General features: G+C 71.8%; 15 protein-coding genes and 2 pseudogenes. 8 read left to right on the top strand and 9 right to left on the bottom strand.

Going from position 1 to position 15,527, the window contains the following annotated elements; all coding sequences use genetic code 11:
• The first annotated feature begins 6 nt into the window (after positions 1–6).
• From ACIQOU_RS31655 to amaP, 5 genes are read left to right on the top strand one after another with little or no spacing between them, the layout of a single operon-like run.
• Positions 7–495 (top strand): Asp23/Gls24 family envelope stress response protein, encoded by a 489-nt coding sequence (locus ACIQOU_RS31655; protein WP_401542324.1) that lies wholly within the window; start codon positions 7–9, stop codon positions 493–495.
• Between the two features lie 30 nt (positions 496–525).
• Positions 526–711, top strand: coding sequence for a hypothetical protein (locus tag ACIQOU_RS31650; protein ID WP_401542322.1), 186 nt, complete (start codon positions 526–528; stop codon positions 709–711).
• Entirely contained in the window at positions 708–1,091 is a 384-nt protein-coding gene (locus ACIQOU_RS31645) for an Asp23/Gls24 family envelope stress response protein (RefSeq protein WP_401542319.1), read from the top strand. The genes ACIQOU_RS31650 and ACIQOU_RS31645 overlap by 4 nt, the downstream gene beginning before the upstream one ends.
• On the top strand, positions 1,088–1,735 hold the full coding sequence (locus tag ACIQOU_RS31640; protein WP_401542317.1) for a DUF6286 domain-containing protein: 648 nt from the start codon (positions 1,088–1,090) through the stop codon (positions 1,733–1,735). Before ACIQOU_RS31645 ends, ACIQOU_RS31640 begins: the two co-directional genes overlap by 4 nt.
• Positions 1,732–2,319 carry an alkaline shock response membrane anchor protein AmaP gene (gene amaP, locus ACIQOU_RS31635; RefSeq protein WP_401542314.1) on the top strand — a complete coding sequence of 196 codons (588 nt, stop codon included), beginning with the start codon at positions 1,732–1,734 and terminating at the stop codon, positions 2,317–2,319. The genes ACIQOU_RS31640 and amaP overlap by 4 nt, the downstream gene beginning before the upstream one ends.
• Positions 2,320–2,417: 98 nt before the next feature.
• On the opposite strand, the gene ACIQOU_RS31630 is transcribed toward amaP, so the two are convergent.
• The 4 genes from ACIQOU_RS31630 to ACIQOU_RS31615 all read right to left on the bottom strand — a co-directional run bounded on the left by ACIQOU_RS31630 (position 2,418) and on the right by ACIQOU_RS31615 (position 6,954).
• Positions 2,418–3,173 carry an SDR family oxidoreductase gene (locus ACIQOU_RS31630; RefSeq protein ID WP_401542312.1) on the bottom strand — a complete coding sequence of 252 codons (756 nt, stop codon included), beginning with the start codon at positions 3,171–3,173 and terminating at the stop codon, positions 2,418–2,420.
• 4 nt (positions 3,174–3,177) lie between these two features.
• On the bottom strand, positions 3,178–4,965 hold the full coding sequence (locus ACIQOU_RS31625) for a glycoside hydrolase family 15 protein (RefSeq protein ID WP_401542309.1): 1,788 nt from the start codon (positions 4,963–4,965) through the stop codon (positions 3,178–3,180).
• Between the two features lie 78 nt (positions 4,966–5,043).
• Positions 5,044–5,841: an SURF1 family protein gene (locus tag ACIQOU_RS31620; RefSeq protein WP_401542306.1), complete on the bottom strand. Its 798-nt coding sequence runs from the start codon at positions 5,839–5,841 to the stop codon at positions 5,044–5,046.
• Between the two features lie 129 nt (positions 5,842–5,970).
• Complete coding sequence (locus ACIQOU_RS31615) at positions 5,971–6,954, bottom strand: DEDDh family exonuclease (RefSeq protein ID WP_401542304.1); 984 nt, start codon at positions 6,952–6,954, stop codon at positions 5,971–5,973.
• 259 nt (positions 6,955–7,213) lie between these two features.
• Between ACIQOU_RS31615 and ACIQOU_RS31610 the strand changes: the two genes are divergently transcribed.
• Positions 7,214–7,927, top strand: coding sequence for a VIT family protein (locus tag ACIQOU_RS31610; protein ID WP_401542302.1), 714 nt, complete (start codon positions 7,214–7,216; stop codon positions 7,925–7,927).
• A gap of 121 nt (positions 7,928–8,048) precedes the next feature.
• Positions 8,049–9,095, top strand: coding sequence for a zinc-dependent alcohol dehydrogenase family protein (locus ACIQOU_RS31605; RefSeq protein ID WP_401542587.1), 1,047 nt, complete (start codon positions 8,049–8,051; stop codon positions 9,093–9,095).
• Between the two features lie 70 nt (positions 9,096–9,165).
• Here ACIQOU_RS31605 and ACIQOU_RS31600 read toward each other — a convergent pair.
• From ACIQOU_RS31600 to ACIQOU_RS31590, 3 genes and pseudogenes are all read right to left on the bottom strand, one after another.
• A pseudogene (locus ACIQOU_RS31600) lies at positions 9,166–9,825 on the bottom strand (CoA transferase); the annotation flags it as partial.
• A 358-nt stretch (positions 9,826–10,183) separates the two neighbouring features.
• Positions 10,184–10,483, bottom strand: a complete 300-nt coding sequence (locus tag ACIQOU_RS31595) for a recombinase family protein (protein WP_401542299.1) — start codon at positions 10,481–10,483, stop codon at positions 10,184–10,186.
• Positions 10,484–10,712: 229 nt separating this feature from the next.
• On the bottom strand, positions 10,713–11,069 hold the full coding sequence (locus ACIQOU_RS31590; RefSeq protein WP_401542297.1) for a MerR family transcriptional regulator: 357 nt from the start codon (positions 11,067–11,069) through the stop codon (positions 10,713–10,715).
• Between the two features lie 360 nt (positions 11,070–11,429).
• On the opposite strand from ACIQOU_RS31590, the gene ACIQOU_RS31585 reads away from it, so the two are divergent.
• A complete protein-coding gene (locus tag ACIQOU_RS31585; RefSeq protein ID WP_401542295.1) occupies positions 11,430–12,335 on the top strand; it encodes an NADP-dependent oxidoreductase in 906 nt (301 codons plus the stop codon).
• A gap of 626 nt (positions 12,336–12,961) precedes the next feature.
• On the opposite strand, the pseudogene ACIQOU_RS31580 reads toward ACIQOU_RS31585, so the two are convergent.
• Both ACIQOU_RS31580 and ACIQOU_RS31575 read right to left on the bottom strand, forming a co-directional pair.
• Positions 12,962–13,660: pseudogene (locus tag ACIQOU_RS31580) on the bottom strand (Tn3 family transposase); the annotation flags it as partial.
• A gap of 1,166 nt (positions 13,661–14,826) precedes the next feature.
• Positions 14,827–15,492: a DUF4158 domain-containing protein gene (locus tag ACIQOU_RS31575; RefSeq protein ID WP_401542292.1), complete on the bottom strand. Its 666-nt coding sequence runs from the start codon at positions 15,490–15,492 to the stop codon at positions 14,827–14,829.
• Between the last annotated feature and the right edge of the window lie 35 nt (positions 15,493–15,527).

Below are 15,527 nucleotides of genomic sequence, written 5' to 3'. Positions count from 1 at the left end.
ACGGCCATGACCGACACCCCGGAACAGAACCGCGCCCAGAGCCGGACCAAGAGCCTCGACGGCGGCCTGGAACCACCCCGCAGGGTCACCCGGCGCGGCGGCGGCGACGCCTCCGCGCGCGGGCGCACCACCATCGCTGACGGCGTCGTCGAGAAGATCGCCGGTCTCGCCGCCCGGGACGTCTTCGGCGTCCACGCCATGGGCAGCGGCATCAGCCGCACCTTCGGCGCCGTCCGGGACCGGGTGCCCGGCGGCACCAAGTCGGTGTCCCGGGGCGTCAAGGCCGAGGTCGGGGAGGTGCAGACCGCGCTCGATCTGGAGATCGTCGTCGACTACGGCGTCTCCATCACCGACGTCGCCCGGGACGTGCGCGAGAACGTCATCGCGGCGGTCGAGCGGATGACCGGCCTGGAGGTCGTCGAGGTCAACATCGCGGTGAGCGACGTGAAGCTCCCCGACGAGGAGGACGACGAACCCGAACCCCGGATTCAGTGACGTGTCTGCTGACGAGCGGAGGGACACAGCATGAACATGGCCGTGGTCGGCATGATCGCCGGAATGGCGCTGGGATTCGCCGGATACTTCGGCGGCTTCGGCGCGTTCCTGCTGGTGGCCGCGTTGGGCGCCGTCGGATTCTTCGTCGGCCGGTTCCTGGAGGGTGACCTGGACGTCGGTGACTTCTTCCGCACGCGTGACGACCGACGCCGGTGACCCCGGTGACCGATGACCCCGACGACCTCGACACCGACCCGCTCGTCGTCCCGGCGGGGGAGCGGGGCGCGGACCGGATCGCCGACCGGGTGGTCGCCAAGATCGCCGGGCAGGCCGCCCGGGAGGCGATCGGCCCGCTCACCCCGGACACGGTGCCCCCGCACGCCACGGTGGTCGTCCACCACCACACCGCCCACGTCCGGGTCCACCTCGAACTCGACTACCCGTGCGCCATCGGCGCCCGCTGCGCCGAGGTGCGTCGACAAGTGACCGAGCGGGTAGGCGCGTTGGTGGGCATGGAGGTCGCGGAGGTCGCCGTTCACGTGGAGCGGCTGCATCTGGCCCCGGCCCACGGCGCGGCACAGGGGAGGACGCGATGAGCGAGCCCCAGGGCTCGGACGACCCCACACAACGACTGCCGGTCGTCGAACGGACCCCCGGCACCGCACCACCCCCGCCCGTGTTCGACGGCGGGGACGTCACCGAGGGCCGTTTCTGGTCGGCGCGCCGCGTCCCGGCGGGCCTCCTCGCCCTGCTGCTCCTGGCCGCCGCCGGGGTGTTCCTCTACGACCTCGCCGCCGTCCGCACCCACCACCCCGCGATGCACTGGCGCCGCACCCTGGCCCGGCAACTCGCCGAACGGCCCCTGGACAGCGTCTGGGTCCTGGTCGGCGCCGGGATCGTCACGGCCCTCGGGGTCTGGCTGATCGTCCTCGCCGTCACGCCGGGACTGCGCGCGGTGCTGCCGATGCGCCACCTCCACCCCGACGTCCGCGCGGGGCTGCACCGGGACGCGGCCGCCCTGGTCCTGCGCGACCGCGCGATGGAGGTGTCCGGCGTCCAGTCGGCCCGGGTCCGCACGACCCGCACCCGCGCCGATGTCCGCGCCGTCTCGCACTTCCGCGGCCTTGAGGACGTCCGCGCCGACCTGGAAGCCGCGCTGACCGAAGCGATCGCGGGCCTCGGCCTGGCCAGGCCGCCCCGGCTCACGGTCCGCGTCCGGCGCCCCGGAAAGAAGGGATGAGGACCGTGCTCAGCAGCGTGAACCGGGTACTGATCGGGCTCGTCGGACTGGTGCTGTTCCTGGCGGGCGGCTCGGTGCTGGCCGTCGGGCTCGGCGCGAAACCGCCCGCGTGGTGGGTTTACGGCGACCGGCACGACGTATTGCTCAGCGATGCCGCGCGCACCCGCTGGCGGTCCGACGGCTGGTGGTGGCCGACGGTCCTCGCGATCCTCGCGGTTCTCGTCCTGCTCGCCCTGTGGTGGCTCTCGGCGGTCCTGCGCCGCCGACGCCTGGGCGAGGTCCTGATCGACACCGGCGACGGCGAGAGCGCCCTGCTGCGCGGCCGCGCCCTGGAGGACGCCCTCGCCGGCCAGACGTCCTACCTGGACGGCGTCCGCGCGACCCACGTCCGCCTGACAGGCCGCCGCACGGCGCCGGAAGCCCACGTGAGCCTCCTCCTGGAACCCCACACCGACCCCGGCACCACCCTCCACACCCTCACCACCACAGCCCTCACCCCAGCCCAGTCCTCAACCGGCCTGAACTCCCTCCCCACAACAATCCACATCAAGGCAGCCAAACACCGCCCGGAGAGGGTCAACTGAACGGGGGAGGGGACAGACGGGTGGGTTGACTCGCCGCGAGCAGAAGCGCCCCAAGGGGCGCGGGGAACTGCGCACACCCACCCCCGCCTCACCCCCGCTCAGACCCCCCGCCGAGTCCCCCCATCGACCGGCACCATGATGCCCGTCAGATAAGACGCCGCCGGCGACAGCAAGAACGCGGCCACCCGCCCGAACTCCTCCGGCGTCCCATACCGCCGCAACGGAATCCGCGACTCGTTGGCCACCCGCGTAGCCGCAGGGTCGGCAGACAACCCGTCCAGCTCGCGCACGCGATCCGTGTCGATCCGCGCCGGCAACACCCCCACCACCCGCACCCCACGCGGCCCCACCTCGTCCGCGAGGGACTTCGCGAACCCGGCGAGCCCGGGCCGCAGCCCGTTGGAGATGGTCAGCCCCGGCACCGGCTCGTGCACGGACGCGGACAGCACGAACCCGATGACGCCCCCGGCGTCGAGTTCCGCGGCCGCCGCCCGCGCCAACCGCACCGCCCCGAGGAACACCGATTCGAACGCGCCCTGCCACTGCGCGTCGGTGAGGTCGGAGGTGACCCCGGCCGGCGGCCCGCCGACGCTGATGAGCAGCCCGTCGAACCGCCCGAAGTGCTCGCGGGCGGCGGAGATCAGCCGCTCGGGCGCGTCGGCGTCCGCGTTGTCGACGCCGACGCCGACCGCGTTCGGGCCCAGTTCGGCCGCCGCCTCCACGGCCCGCTTCTCGTCGCGCCCGGAGACGATCACCTTCGCGCCGTCCGCGACCAGCTCACGCGCGGTGGCGTTGCCGAGGCCGCGGGTGGCCCCGGTGACGACGTACACCCGGTCCTTCAGTCCAAGATCCATGCCCCTATCCTGCCTCCTCCTCGCCGAACAGGGCGAGGGCGGTGCTGACCAGGCCGATATGGCTGAAGGCCTGCGGGAAGTTGCCGAGCTGACGGCGGGCCACCGGGTCGTACTCCTCGGACAGCAGCCCCACGTCGTTGACGAGCCCGATCAGCCGTTCGAACAATTCCTTGGCCTCCTCGGTGCGGCCGGTCAGGTGCAGGGCGTCGGCGAGCCAGAACGAGCAGACGAGGAAGGCGCCCTCGTCGCCGGGCAGCCCGTCGACATCGGTGGTCCCGGCGCTGTAGCGCAGGACCAGGCCCTGGTGGTCGAGGTCGCGGCGGATCGCGTCGACGGTGCCGATCACGCGCGGGTCGTCCGGGGGCAGGAAGCCGACGCGGGGGATGAGCAGGAGAGAGGCGTCGAGTTCGGCGGAACCGTAGGACTGCGTGAACGTGTTGCGCGCCGGGTCGAAGCCCTTCTCGCACACCTCCCGGTGCACCTCCTCGCGCAGCGCCCGCCAGCCCTCCAGATCGCCCTCCAGGTCCGGACGTTCCTCCAGGGTGCGCACCGCGCGGTCGACGGCCACCCACACCATCACCTTGGAGTGCACGAAGTGGCGCCGCCCGCCGCGCACCTCCCACAGCCCCTCGTCCGGCTCCCGCCACGCCGTGCTGAGGAACTCCATCAGCGCCCGCTGGAGCGACCAGATGTGCGGCCGGCCCGACAGGCCCGAATGCCGGGCCAGCCAGAGCGAGTCCATGACCTCGCCGTACACGTCCAACTGGACCTGGTCGACGGCGCCGTTGCCGATCCGTACCGGTGTCGAGCCGGCGAAACCGGACAGCCACGGCAGTTCGAACTCCGGGAGTCTGCGCTCGCCCGCGAGGCCGTACATGATCTGGAGGTCGGCGGGGTCGCCCGCGACGGCGCGCAGCAGCCAGTTGCGCCAGGCCTCGGCCTCCTCGACGTAACCGGCGGACAGCAGGGCGCCGAGGGTGAGGGTGGAGTCGCGCAGCCAGCAGTAGCGGTAGTCCCAGTTGCGGACCCCGCCCAGCTGTTCGGGCAGGGACGTGGTGGCGGCGGCGACGATGCCGCCGGTGGGCGCGTACGTCAGCGCCTTGAGGGTGATCAGGGACCGCAGCACGGTGTCCCGGTGCGGGCCCTGGTAGCGGCAGCGGTCGGACCAGGCCTGCCAGTCGGCGACGCTGGCCCGCAGCGCCTCGTGCGGATCGATTATCGCCGGTCGCGGCTCGTGCGAGGGGTGCCAGGTCAGCACGAACGCCACCGACTCGCCCTCCGCCACGGTGAACTCGGAGTGGGTGCCGAAGTCCTCGCCCCAGGTGTGCACGTCGGGCACCGTGCGCAGCCACACCGAGTCGGGCCCGGCGACGGCCACCCGATGGCCGTCGGACCTGCGCATCCACGGCATGATCGACCCGTAGTCGAAGCGCAGCCGCAGGGTGCTGCGGACGGTGACCCGGCCCCGGACGCCCTCGATGATCCGCACGAGGTCGGGGGCGACATCGCGCTGCGGCATCAGATCGGTGACCCGGATCGCGCCCTCGTCGGTCTCCCACTCGGTGTCCAGCACGAGCGTGCCGGGACGGTAGGCGCGCCGGGTGCAGACGCCGTCGACGCCCTTCGGGGCGATTCTCCAGTGGCCGTTCTCCTCGTCGCCGAGCAGCCGCGCGAAGCAGGCCGCCGAGTCGAACCGGGGCAGGCAGAGCCAGTCCACGGAACCGTCCCTGCCGACCAGGGCTGCCGTCTGTTCGTCGCCGATGAGGGCGTAATCCTCGATGAGCTGATGCACGGGGTGCGGTTTCCCGCAGGACGGGTGCGCCAATCAGGCGAGGGGGCCGGGCGGGTTAGGGAACCGGTGAGAGATCGGCTACACGGCGGCCGGTTCGGGTTCGGCCGGCTTCTCCGCGGCCGAGGCGGCCGCCTCAAGACGGTCCCGGCGCTCCCGGCGCACCAGCACCCACCAGCCGACCGGGACGGCCGCGGCGAACAGCCACCACTGGATCATGTAGGCGTAGTTCAGCGGGGCGTCCTCCTGCCCCGGGTCGGAGATCTGCTCCGGGCTGCCGCCCTTGGGATCGGGCGCCGTCTGCTGGACGTACCCGCCGAGCACCTCGGCGTGCAGCCGACGCGCCTGCTCCGCGCTGTTGATCAGCATGATCTGCCGGTCGGGCAGGCCCCGCAGGTCCTTGATGCCGCTCGCCGCGGTCGTCTCGTCGGCCATCAACCGCCCGGTGAGGGTGGTCCGTCCGGCGGGCGGCGCGGGGATCTTCGGGAACGCGGTCTGCGAGGCGTCCGACGGAATCCAGCCCCGGTTGACGAGGACGACCTTGCCGTCCGTCAGCCGGAACGGGGTCAGGACGTGGTAGCCGACCTCGTCGTCCTCGTTGACGCGGCGCCGGACGACGACCTCTTGGCCGGTCTCGAAGGTGCCGGTCGCGGTGACCGTGCGGTACTTGTCCTTCGTGGCGACGGCGTGCCCGGGGGAGGTGAGCTTCTCCACGGGCACCGGGTCGGCGTGCAGCGCGTCGGAGACCCGCTGGTTGCGCGTGCTGCGCAGCTCGTACCGGCTGTGCTGCCAGAACCCCAGCTCGATCATCGTCGGGACGAGCGCGATCGCGACGAGCGTGAGGATCACCCACTGGCGGGTCAACAGGAAGCGGTACACCCCACGACCGTACAACTCGGTCGCCCACCCCTCTCGCCCGGGTACCGCCTCGCCGGGTGCGGGGCTCCGGCGGTTCGTCGTCGGCCCCGGCGCGTGGGCGGTCGCCGTCAGACACCGGGGATCAACGGCTCACTCGTCGGCCGGGGCCACGTCGCGCAGGAGCTGCCCGAAGGCCGCCTCGTCGACGACCGGGGTGCCGAACTGGCGGGCCTTGACGACCTTGGAGGTGCCCGAGTCCGGGTCGTTCGTCACCAGCAGACTGGTCAGCCGGGACAGGCTCGTCGCCACATGCAGACCGGCCTCGGCGGCCCGGTCCTCCAGCAGGTCACGCTCGACGGAGGTGTCCCCGGAGAACGCCACCCGCATGCCCTGCCGCAGCGGCTTGCCGTCCTCGTACCGGCCGGGGTTCGGGTACGGGCACACCGGACGCTTGCGCGCCGGACGCCAACTGGTCTGCCGGTAGCCGCCGGACGCCTGCCTGCCGATCTGCGGCGCGGGCCGGTCCGACCACTCCGTCAGCGGCCGGCACTCGTGCAACGGCAGCCGGACCCCGTTGGCCGCCGCCGCCCGCAGACTCGGCCGGAACGCCTCCGCCAGCACGCGCGCGTCGTCCAGCGCGTGGTGCGCCCGCTGCTGCACCACGCCGAAGTGCGCGGCCAGCGACTCCAGCTTGTGGTTGGGCAGCGGCAGCGCGAGTTCCTTGGCGAGCGCGATGGTGCACAGCCGCTGCCGCACCGGCGCCTCGCGGCGGGCCCGCGCGTACTCCCGGGCGATCATCTGCCAGTCGAAGACCGCGTTGTGCGCGACCAGCACCCGGTCCGCGAGCCGGGACGCGAACTCCTCGGCGACGTCCGCGAAGAGCGGCGCGCCCGCCAGCACGTCGCTCGTCAACCCGTGAATCCACACCGGCCCCGGATCGCGCTCCGGGTTGACGGTCGTGTACCAGTGGTCCTCGACCTCACCGCGCGCGTCCAGCCGGTAGACCGCCGCCGAGATGATCCGGTCGTCCCTGGCCAGCCCTGTGGTCTCGACGTCGACGACCGCGTATCCCTGCGGATACCCGGCCGGCCACGGAGTCGGGGCGGACGCTGCGGTCGTGAGGTCTTCGAGCATGGTCCACGAGGATACGGGCCACCACTGACAGTCGCGTCCCCGAGGGCCGGTCAGCGACCGTACCCCGAGGGCCCGTTCGCACAGCGTGGTGACGCCGGGCACGCCTGTACGCGCGAGCGGAACCGGCACCCGAGTCAACTTCCGTCCCCTGGACGACCGTTGAACGGCCGTCGGACACGCCGTTCCGGTCGGCCCGTCACCCGGCCCGCGGGGAGCGTCGATACGGCGTCGTCGGCCCCGCCGGTGTCATCCTCCCGGTATGACCCAACCGACCCACGCGGGCGAGGCCCACGACGGTGCCCTCGGCTCCCGGCTCAACTGGCTGCGGGCCGCTGTGCTCGGTGCGAACGACGGCATCGTCTCCACCGCCGGACTCGTCGTCGGCGTCGCCGGGGCCACCGACGACCGCGCGGCCCTGCTGACGGCCGGGCTCGCCGGACTGCTCGCCGGGTCGATGTCGATGGCCGCCGGCGAGTACGTGTCCGTCTCCGCGCAACGCGACTCCGAACTCGCCGCCCTCGCCACCGAACGGCGCGAACTGCGCGAGCAGCCGGACGCCGAGTTGGAGGAACTGACCGAGATGCTCCAGGCCCGGGGGCTGTCCCGGCAGGTCGCCCACGAGGCCGCCGTCCAGCTCACCGAACGGGACGCTCTGCGCACCCACGCGCGCGTGGAGCTGGGCATCGACCCCGACGCGCTGACCAACCCGTGGCACGCCGCGTGGGCGAGTTTCCTGGCGTTCACGGCGGGTGCCCTGCTGCCGCTGCTGGCGATCGTCCTGCCCCCGGCCGGCGGACGGCTGCCCGTCACCGTCGGCTGCGTGCTGGCCGCCCTCACCCTCACCGGCTGGAGCAGCGCCCGGCTCGGCGGCACCGCACCCGCCCGTGCGGTCCTGCGCAACGTCCTCGGCGGCGCCCTCGCGATGGGCGTCACCTACGCGGCCGGGGCGCTCCTGGGGGCGGCGGGCGCCTGACCTGCGCCCCCTGCGCGCCGGGCGGCCGCGACGGCGTACGGTGAAGTGCGTGCCCCCTCCACACTCCGGGCGCCCGCACGACATCAGCCGCACCGGATCACCGCACCAGAAGGACCCCGCCATGCGCGCCACCACCATCCACGCCCCGTTCGACATGCGCGTGGAGGACGTTCCCGAGCCGGTCGTGCAGCTGCCCACCGACGCCGTGGTGCGGGTGCTGCGCGCCTGCATCTGCGGCAGCGACCTGTGGGCGTACCGGGGCGAGGCGGAGCGGAAGCCGGGGCAGCGGATCGGGCACGAGTTCCTCGGGATCGTCGAGGAGACCGGCTCCGAGGTGGGTTCGGTGCGCCGCGGTGACCTGGTCGTCTCACCCTTCACCTGGTCCGACGGCGTCTGCGACTACTGCCGTGAGGGCCTCACCACCTCCTGCGAGCACGGCGGCTTCTGGGGCGCGGTCGGCTACGACGGCGGCCAGGGCGAGGCCGTCCGGGTGCCCTTCGCCGACGGCACCCTGGTCCAACTGCCCAAGGACGCCGCCTCCGACGACCACCTGCTGTCCTCCCTGCTGACCCTCTCCGACGTCCTCGGCACCGGCCACCACGCCGCCCTCGGCGCGGGCGTCGTACCCGGCGCCACGGTCGCCGTCGTCGGGGACGGCGCCGTCGGCCTGTGCGCCGTCCTCGCCGCCAAACGCCTGGGCGCCGAGCGGATCATCGCCCTCGGCCGCCACCAGGCCCGCACCGACCTCGCCCGCCGCTTCGGCGCCACCGACGTCGTCGCCGAACGCGGGGACGCCGCCGTCGAGGCCGTCCGCGAACTGACCCGGGGCCAGGGCGCGCACGCCGTCGTCGAGGCCGTCGGCACCGAGCAGTCGATGCGCACGGCCGTGAACATCGCGCGCGACGGCGGCGCCATCGGCTACGTCGGCGCCCCGCACGGCAGCGGCACCGGAGTCGACCTGCGGGTCATGTTCAACCGGAACGTCGCCCTGCGCGGCGGCGTCGCGCCGGTCCGCGCGTACCTCCCCGAACTCCTCCCCGACGTCCTCGACGGCACCGTCGACGCCTCCCCGGTCTTCGACCTCACCGTCAACCTGGAGGGCGTCCCCGAGGGCTACCGCGCGATGGACGAACGCACCGCCCTCAAGGTCCTCGTCACCACCGACTGACCCGCCCCTGAACGGGGTTGCCGGACGCAGCACGTCGACGGGCGGGTCTGTGGCCGCCCCGCGCGCGGGCTCACGTCCAGCGGGCGGGGTCCGTGCCCCACGGCGTCGGCGGACCCGCCCAGTCGGCCGGGCCGCCCGTCCAGGACACCGGTGGCAGCGCGTACCGCAGCTGTCCCAGCGCGCTGTCCCGCTCGGCCAGCCAGCTGTCAGGACCGGCGTCCGGCGCTCCCGGTTCCGCGTCCGGTGCGATGCCGTGCTGGAGCCACCCGGCGGTCCGGGCCAACGCCACCCGCACGCACCGGCCGCCGCCCTCCTCGTGCCGCTCGGTGAGGGCCCGCAGCACGGCCGCCGCCAGCAGATACCCCGTGCCGTGGTCGAGGGCCTGCGCGGGCAACGCACCCGGCCGCTCGGCCGACCCCTCGGCGACGGCGATCCCGGTGGCCGCCTGCACGAGGCTGTCGAAGCCCCGCCGCCCACCCCAGGGCCCGGCCGCGCCCCACGCCGACAACTGCGCCACGACCACCCCGGGCCGCCGCTCGGCCAACGCCTCCGGCGACAGCCCGAACCGGTCCAGGGCCCCCGGCCGATACCCGGTGACGACGACGTCCGCCGCCGTCAGCTACTCCTCCAACGCCCGTCTGTCCACGCCCAGTTCGAGCAGCGCCGACCGTCTCCCGAACCCCGTGTCGGCGCGCTGGTCGGCCAGCTCGGGCAGGTGCGGGGCGTCCAGGGGTATCGCCGAGGCGAGCCCAAAAGGGGCCATGGAATGATCTTGAAGCTGTGAAGGCCCGGCCTGACTCGGCGAACAGGCTTGAGGTCGAGCCGACCCTGCGCCGTCATCTGCTGTATCTGGGACGGCACCCATGAGGGACGTGCACCGTTGCGGCCGGTGAAGTGATACGGGTGATCGCTCTGCGTGCCCTTGTCCACTTCGGCCGCGGTGGCAACGTACCGGTCGTCGGCGACATCCATGGGGTGTTCCTCGTCGGGGACGTTGACGCGGAGCGGGGTGTCGTCGTGCGCCGCCAGGGCCTGGCACAACTCGCCGACGGTCAGCGCCTGGACGGCCGGTGTCCGGGGGGTCTTGCTCATGAGCCGGCCTCCAGTTGGCGGGGGACGGCGCGCAGGTCGCGCAGGTCGGGGATGTGGTTGTAGAGGGTGCCCGGGAAGGCGTGGCACGCCTTGAGCTCCGGGCGGAGCGCGTTCTTGCCGGACTTCTTGTCCGAGAAGATCTTCCGGCATCCGGCGGAGGTGAGGGCGTCGATCTGCCGGTCGAGCTTCTGTCCGCCGCTGGACACCCGTGCGTACCCGATGTTGATCTCGGTGCGGACGAGCGGCTCGGCGACGAGGAATTCGGGGTGACCGGACGGTTCCGGAAGAGCGCTCATGACCCCAGATCATGTGAGAAAACGGTGGTCCGAGGTTCTTGAAGCACCCGGGTTTTTGAAGGGTTTTTTGAAGGCCCTGCGGGGTCCGTGCGGCCTCGCAGGGTGATCTACGGGACGTGACCGATCGCGTTGTTTCGACGGCCTCCGGATATGCCTGGGGCTTCCCGTGGCCGGCCAGTGCCCGGTAGATGCCGGATAGGTCGGGGCCCCACCCCTCGCGACGGGCTGATCAGTCCCGCGCCACGCTCGCCGCGGTCACATTCTCGATCACGCGGCCGAGTTTGGTCTTGGCCCGGGTCAGGTCCTGGATGCGTGCGGCGATGCGGTCGCGTTCGATGATGAGCTGGTCGAGCATGGCGGGGGTCGCGACGCCGGTGCTCACGCACGGCAGGAGTTCGACGACGGTACGGCTGGAGAGGCCGGCCGCGAAGAGGTCCTGGATGAGCTGGACCCGCTCCAGGGCTTCGTCGGGATAGTCACGCTGCCCACCGGGCGTCCGCGCCGATTCCAGGAGCCGCTGTTCCTCGTAGTAGCGCAGGGCCCGCACGCTGACCCCTGACCGCCTGGCAAGCTGTCCGATGCGCATGACGCAGGTCACTCCCTTCCCGCTCGTACCTCACGTTGACGTCAAGTTCAGGCTAGCGATACCGGCTCCGGGGGGCAGCCCTGGGGGCTGATCGAACCGTTGCCGGCGCCGAGATTGATCATGACCCGGGTGGCGGACCCGAGGGCACATGGGTGTCGACCGTGACGGGCGGCGTGATCCCTCGTAGTGGCGCAGGCCCCCACGCTCACCCCCGCCCGCTCGGCAGCCTCGCCCATCCGCGCCTGCCCTCCTCCGGCCGGGCGGCAGTTGCGGCTTGCACCTCACGTCAACGTCAGGTTCTAGAGTGACGAGCGTCGGATGAACACGTCATTCCGGCCCGTCAAAGTAAGGCAGACCATTATGCGCGCAGCCCGGTTCCACGAATACGGCGGAGTGGAGAGCCTGGTGATCGAGCAGGCCCCCGACCCCCACCCCGGACCCGGTGAGATCCGTGTCCGTGTCGCGGCGGCCAGCGTCAATCCCATCGACTGGAAGCTGCGCGCCGGCGCCCTGCACCAGCTGATTCCGCTGGAGCTGCCCGCCATTCCCGGGCGCGACGGCGCCGGTGTGGTCGACGAGATCGGCGACGGGGTGCAGGGGGTGAGCATCGGCGACCGTGTCTTCGGACTGGGCGGTGTCACCGGGGCGACCGCAGAGCTGCTCATCCTCTCGGCCTGGGCGCACACCCCCGCCACGTGGAGCGACGAGCAGGCCGCTGGTGCCGGTCTCGCGTCAGTGACCGCGATGCGTGGGCTCGACGCGCTCGGCTCCCTCGCGGGGCGCACCCTTCTCGTCGAGGGCGCCGCCGGAGGCGTGGGCAGCGCAGCGGTCGAGATCGCGGTGGCGCAAGGTGCCACTGTGATCGGGACAGCCAGTGAACGCAACCACGAGTTCCTCACCGCACTCGGCGCCGTTCCCACCACCTACGGCCCCGGCCTCGCGCAGCGTCTGTCCGCTCTCGCCCCGCGCGGAGTCGACATCGTGCTCGACACCGCGGCCTCCGGATCGCTGGACGACCTCGTCGCGATCACAGGTGACCCGAAGCGCGTCGCGACGGTCGCCGACCACGCGGGCGGGCAGCGCCTGGGCACGCATGTGGTCAACGCGGAGAACGATTCCACTCTCCTGTCCGCGGCGGCGGAACTGGGCGGGCAAGGCCGCTACACACCCCGTATCGAACAGGCCTACCCCCTGGAGCGGATCGCCGACGCCCACGCGCACGCCGAGCGTGGGCGCACCCGAGGGAAGATCGTGATCTGCATCTGAACAGGCCGATCTGTATCTGAACAGGCCCACGAGGTGCGTGGCGGGCGTGCCCTCGATCGGTACCGGCGAGCGGGCGGTCCGGAGCGGGCCGATCTCCATGGCGCCTCGTCAAGCAGGCCGCCCCCACTCGGGCACCGCACGTGGCACATGAGCCGTCGTCCACGGGGCACTAGCCTCATCCAGCTTCAGCAGCCCCGTGAGAGGGGTTCACATACGGGTTCTGACTGCCGACCGCGCCGCGGCCCCGAGCCGCCGAAGTCGTGGCGCTGGCTGGCCTCCGACAGGCCGCCCGACAGTTGATCCCGGCTGGCGACCGAGCGGAAGCCGGATTCACCCGAGAAGGTGGCGTAGATCGGATGGCCGTCCGCTACTGGCTGGGTAAGTAGTTCTCCTCCTCGCCCTCTGGTGCCGTTCGCCATGCTTGGCGAACGGCACCACTTTGGGTTTCGCGTCGGAAGACTCGCCCGGCCAGCAACTCGAAGTTCAAAGACGGGTTCCCATCGAGCTTCCACAACAGGGCGTCACGCGCCTCTTGCAGGTATCGGAGAAGGTCCGCTTTCGGGTTCGGTTCGGCGCAGCGGCGCGTCCGAGAGGTAGCGCAGCAGCTGCACGGTGCGGATCACGCGGCCGACCTCGCGGAAGGCGGCGTAGGTGGCGTTCTTCTGGGAGCCCGACCGCAGCCGCTTGAGCAGCGTGGAAGAAGAGATGGCGCCCTCGCGTACGGAGACGGCCACCCGCATCAGGTGGCGGAAGCCCAGCAGGTGGGCGAGCGCGAACACCGGCTGGGACTGGCCCTGGGTATCCGCGTGCACGGGGGTCGGCTTCACCTCGGACGTGTTCTTCAGCAGACCCTCGATGATGTAGACCGCCTCCCACACCCCGCACGGGATGAAGTGCGTGAACAGCGCGATGTAGGTGTCCGAGACGTGGTGGTAGGCGATCCCGCCCGGCTTGCCGTACCGCACGCTCGTCTCGGCGAGCAGGTTGTCGAGGTAGGTGTCCATGTGGGTGCCGTCGGCGGCCACCGCGGTGCCGTCGCCCCACGCCTGGGAGATGTCGAGGCGGGCGTGGGCATTGACCAGGTCTGCGATCGCCTCGTTGAGCAGCACCAGGGAGACGTGCCGGTTCGCCGTGTACGCCAGCTCGTGCCCGCTCACCCCGGGAATGTGGCGGGCGGCCTCGTACGGGCCCATGGTGGCGCCCTTGACGAACGTGGTGATCACATACCTGCCGAAGGGGTCCTGAAGCTTGGGCTCGTTGCCGCAGGCCGGGCCGAACCGGCGCCACCACTCCACCCAGTACGCCGTGCGGGCCAGAATCCCCATCAGGGAGCGCTCCGGCATCCTGGCCTTGATCTCCTCCTCCAGCCGCTTGGCAGACGGTCGCTGCCCCTCCGCCCGGTGCGCCTTGAGCGACGGGATGCCCGTCTCCGAGTCGTTGACCAGGCCCTCGTTGTCCGGGTACCCGGCGTCCGCCGCAGCGGCGGCGTCGCGCAGCTTGTCCTCCAGCCGCCGGCGGAAGAAGGCAGCGTCGAACTCGCCCGCCTCGCCTTCCTCACACAGGCCGACCTCCACCAGGTAGGACGCCAGCTTCTCCTCGACGGCCTCCCAGGCCGGCAGCTGCGTGGACCAGTCCGCGTACTCCTCGGAGCCCACCACCGCGACGTCGCCGGTGCGCAGTTCCTCGGCGAGCGCGGTGAAGACCATCGCCTCGAAGTGCTTGCGGACGAACCGCCCAGGCCGGGTCTTGTCGAGGACGGCCTTCTGCCAGTTCTGGGTGGCGAAGGAGATGTCCACCGCGCGGCCGTCCTCGCCCAGGGCGCTGATGTACTCGCCGCGCGCCGCCTGGTGCCGCCGGGCGTGCGCGAGCGCGTCCAGTACCCGCCCGTCCTCCGACGTCGCGGTGAACTCCAACTTCTCAGCCAGGTCGAACATCACCGCCCTGTCCCGGCCGATCTGCCCGTACAGCAGCACCTCCCAGAAGTTGCCGTGGTGAGCGGAGACCTTCTCGATCTGCTCGTACTCCTTGGCGAACCCGCCGAAGCCTTCCACGGCCTTCGTGACCGCGCCGAACCCGCTGGCCTGCACCATCTGTGCCTTCACCAGGTCGAGGACTGCCGGGGAGACCCTGCCCTCAAGCCGCGCGGCGACCCCGTCCACCGACGCCTCCTCGTCCAGGCCCTCCAGAGCCTGACGGGCCTCGGCGGTCATCGCCGCGGCCTTCCCCAACGCCTCCTGGGCCGGGCCGCCCTCGTCGATGTGCTTGAGCACGGTGCGGTAGTTCCCGATCAGGGCCTCGACGATCTCCCGCTCGGCGAGCCGGATCTCCTCCAGCTCCGCCTTGGCCTTCTTGATCTTCATCGCCACGCGCTTGCAGAACATCGTCGCCAGGTCGTCGCGGCACACGCCCGTGTCCCCGAGCCCGTCCACCCACTCCAGCCGCTTGGCCAGGTTCTTGAAGTGCGACCAGGTCGGGCCCTGGGCGGGCTTCTTCAACCGGTTGTACAGGGTCGTGCCGTCGCTCTCGCGCTCCTCCAGCAGCCGCAGCAGCCGCAGCAGCCGCAGCAGCCGCAGCAGCCGCAGCAGCCGCACAGCAGCCCCGCCCGCTCGATCGCACTCATCCGGTCGTGAAGACCCCCGCAGATCTCGGCGTTCACCTCCTTGCGGAGGGTCGAGGCCATCGCGTCGAAGGTGGAGAACGCCGGCAGCTCCAGCCCGGCCTCCACCACCTTCTCCAACGCGATGTTGATCAGATCCGCAGGCCGGTTCTTCGACGCCGCCTCCCTGCGGATCGACTCCTCGGCGATCCGCCGGGCCCGCACCTGGTCGTAGGCCACGCCGACCCGCTGCCGTACCAGCCCCCGGTGGTTCTTCATGGTCTTCGCCGACCGGTACACCGGCAGCGTGCCCTCCGGCAGCTCCACCGCCCGCCGCACGAACTCCGCCACCGCCTCCGGGATGTCCTCCACCTTCGGGAAGCACCCCATGCGCTGATACGACTTCAGCGTCAGCAGCAGGGCCAGCAGATGCTCATCGCTGTCCGTACGGTCGGCGGCCCACTCCAGCTCATCGCGAGTCGGTGAGAAGAACAGATGCAGCTCATACGCGGTGATCAGCCGCGTGAACTGCGGATAAGCGGTCCGTTCGACCGAGGTCACAACCCACCCCAGGCCCCAGACGACAGTCAACATCA

The sequence above is a fragment of the Streptomyces sp. NPDC091279 genome, from assembly GCF_044757465.1.
In the GTDB taxonomy this organism is placed as follows: Bacteria; Actinomycetota; Actinomycetes; order Streptomycetales; family Streptomycetaceae; genus Streptomyces.
The sequence above is the reverse complement of the archived record's forward strand: the minus strand, read 5'-3'. Positions and strand labels throughout refer to the sequence as shown.

Bases quoted from the DNA above. Each gene is read 5' to 3' on its own strand.
- ACIQOU_RS31655 (WP_401542324.1), top strand. From the start codon at position 7: ATGACCGACACCCCGGAACAGAACCGCGCCCAGAGCCGGACCAAGAGC.
- ACIQOU_RS31650 (WP_401542322.1), top strand. From the start codon at position 526: ATGAACATGGCCGTGGTCGGCATGATCGCCGGAATGGCGCTGGGATTC.
- ACIQOU_RS31640 (WP_401542317.1), top strand. From the start codon at position 1,088: ATGAGCGAGCCCCAGGGCTCGGACGACCCCACACAACGACTGCCGGTC.
- amaP (WP_401542314.1), top strand. From the start codon at position 1,732: ATGAGGACCGTGCTCAGCAGCGTGAACCGGGTACTGATCGGGCTCGTC.
- ACIQOU_RS31630 (WP_401542312.1), bottom strand. From the start codon at position 3,173: ATGGATCTTGGACTGAAGGACCGGGTGTACGTCGTCACCGGGGCCACC.
- ACIQOU_RS31615 (WP_401542304.1), bottom strand. From the start codon at position 6,954: ATGCTCGAAGACCTCACGACCGCAGCGTCCGCCCCGACTCCGTGGCCG.
- ACIQOU_RS31610 (WP_401542302.1), top strand. From the start codon at position 7,214: ATGACCCAACCGACCCACGCGGGCGAGGCCCACGACGGTGCCCTCGGC.
- ACIQOU_RS31605 (WP_401542587.1), top strand. From the start codon at position 8,049: ATGCGCGCCACCACCATCCACGCCCCGTTCGACATGCGCGTGGAGGAC.
- ACIQOU_RS31595 (WP_401542299.1), bottom strand. From the start codon at position 10,483: ATGAGCGCTCTTCCGGAACCGTCCGGTCACCCCGAATTCCTCGTCGCC.
- ACIQOU_RS31590 (WP_401542297.1), bottom strand. From the start codon at position 11,069: ATGCGCATCGGACAGCTTGCCAGGCGGTCAGGGGTCAGCGTGCGGGCC.
- ACIQOU_RS31585 (WP_401542295.1), top strand. From the start codon at position 11,430: ATGCGCGCAGCCCGGTTCCACGAATACGGCGGAGTGGAGAGCCTGGTG.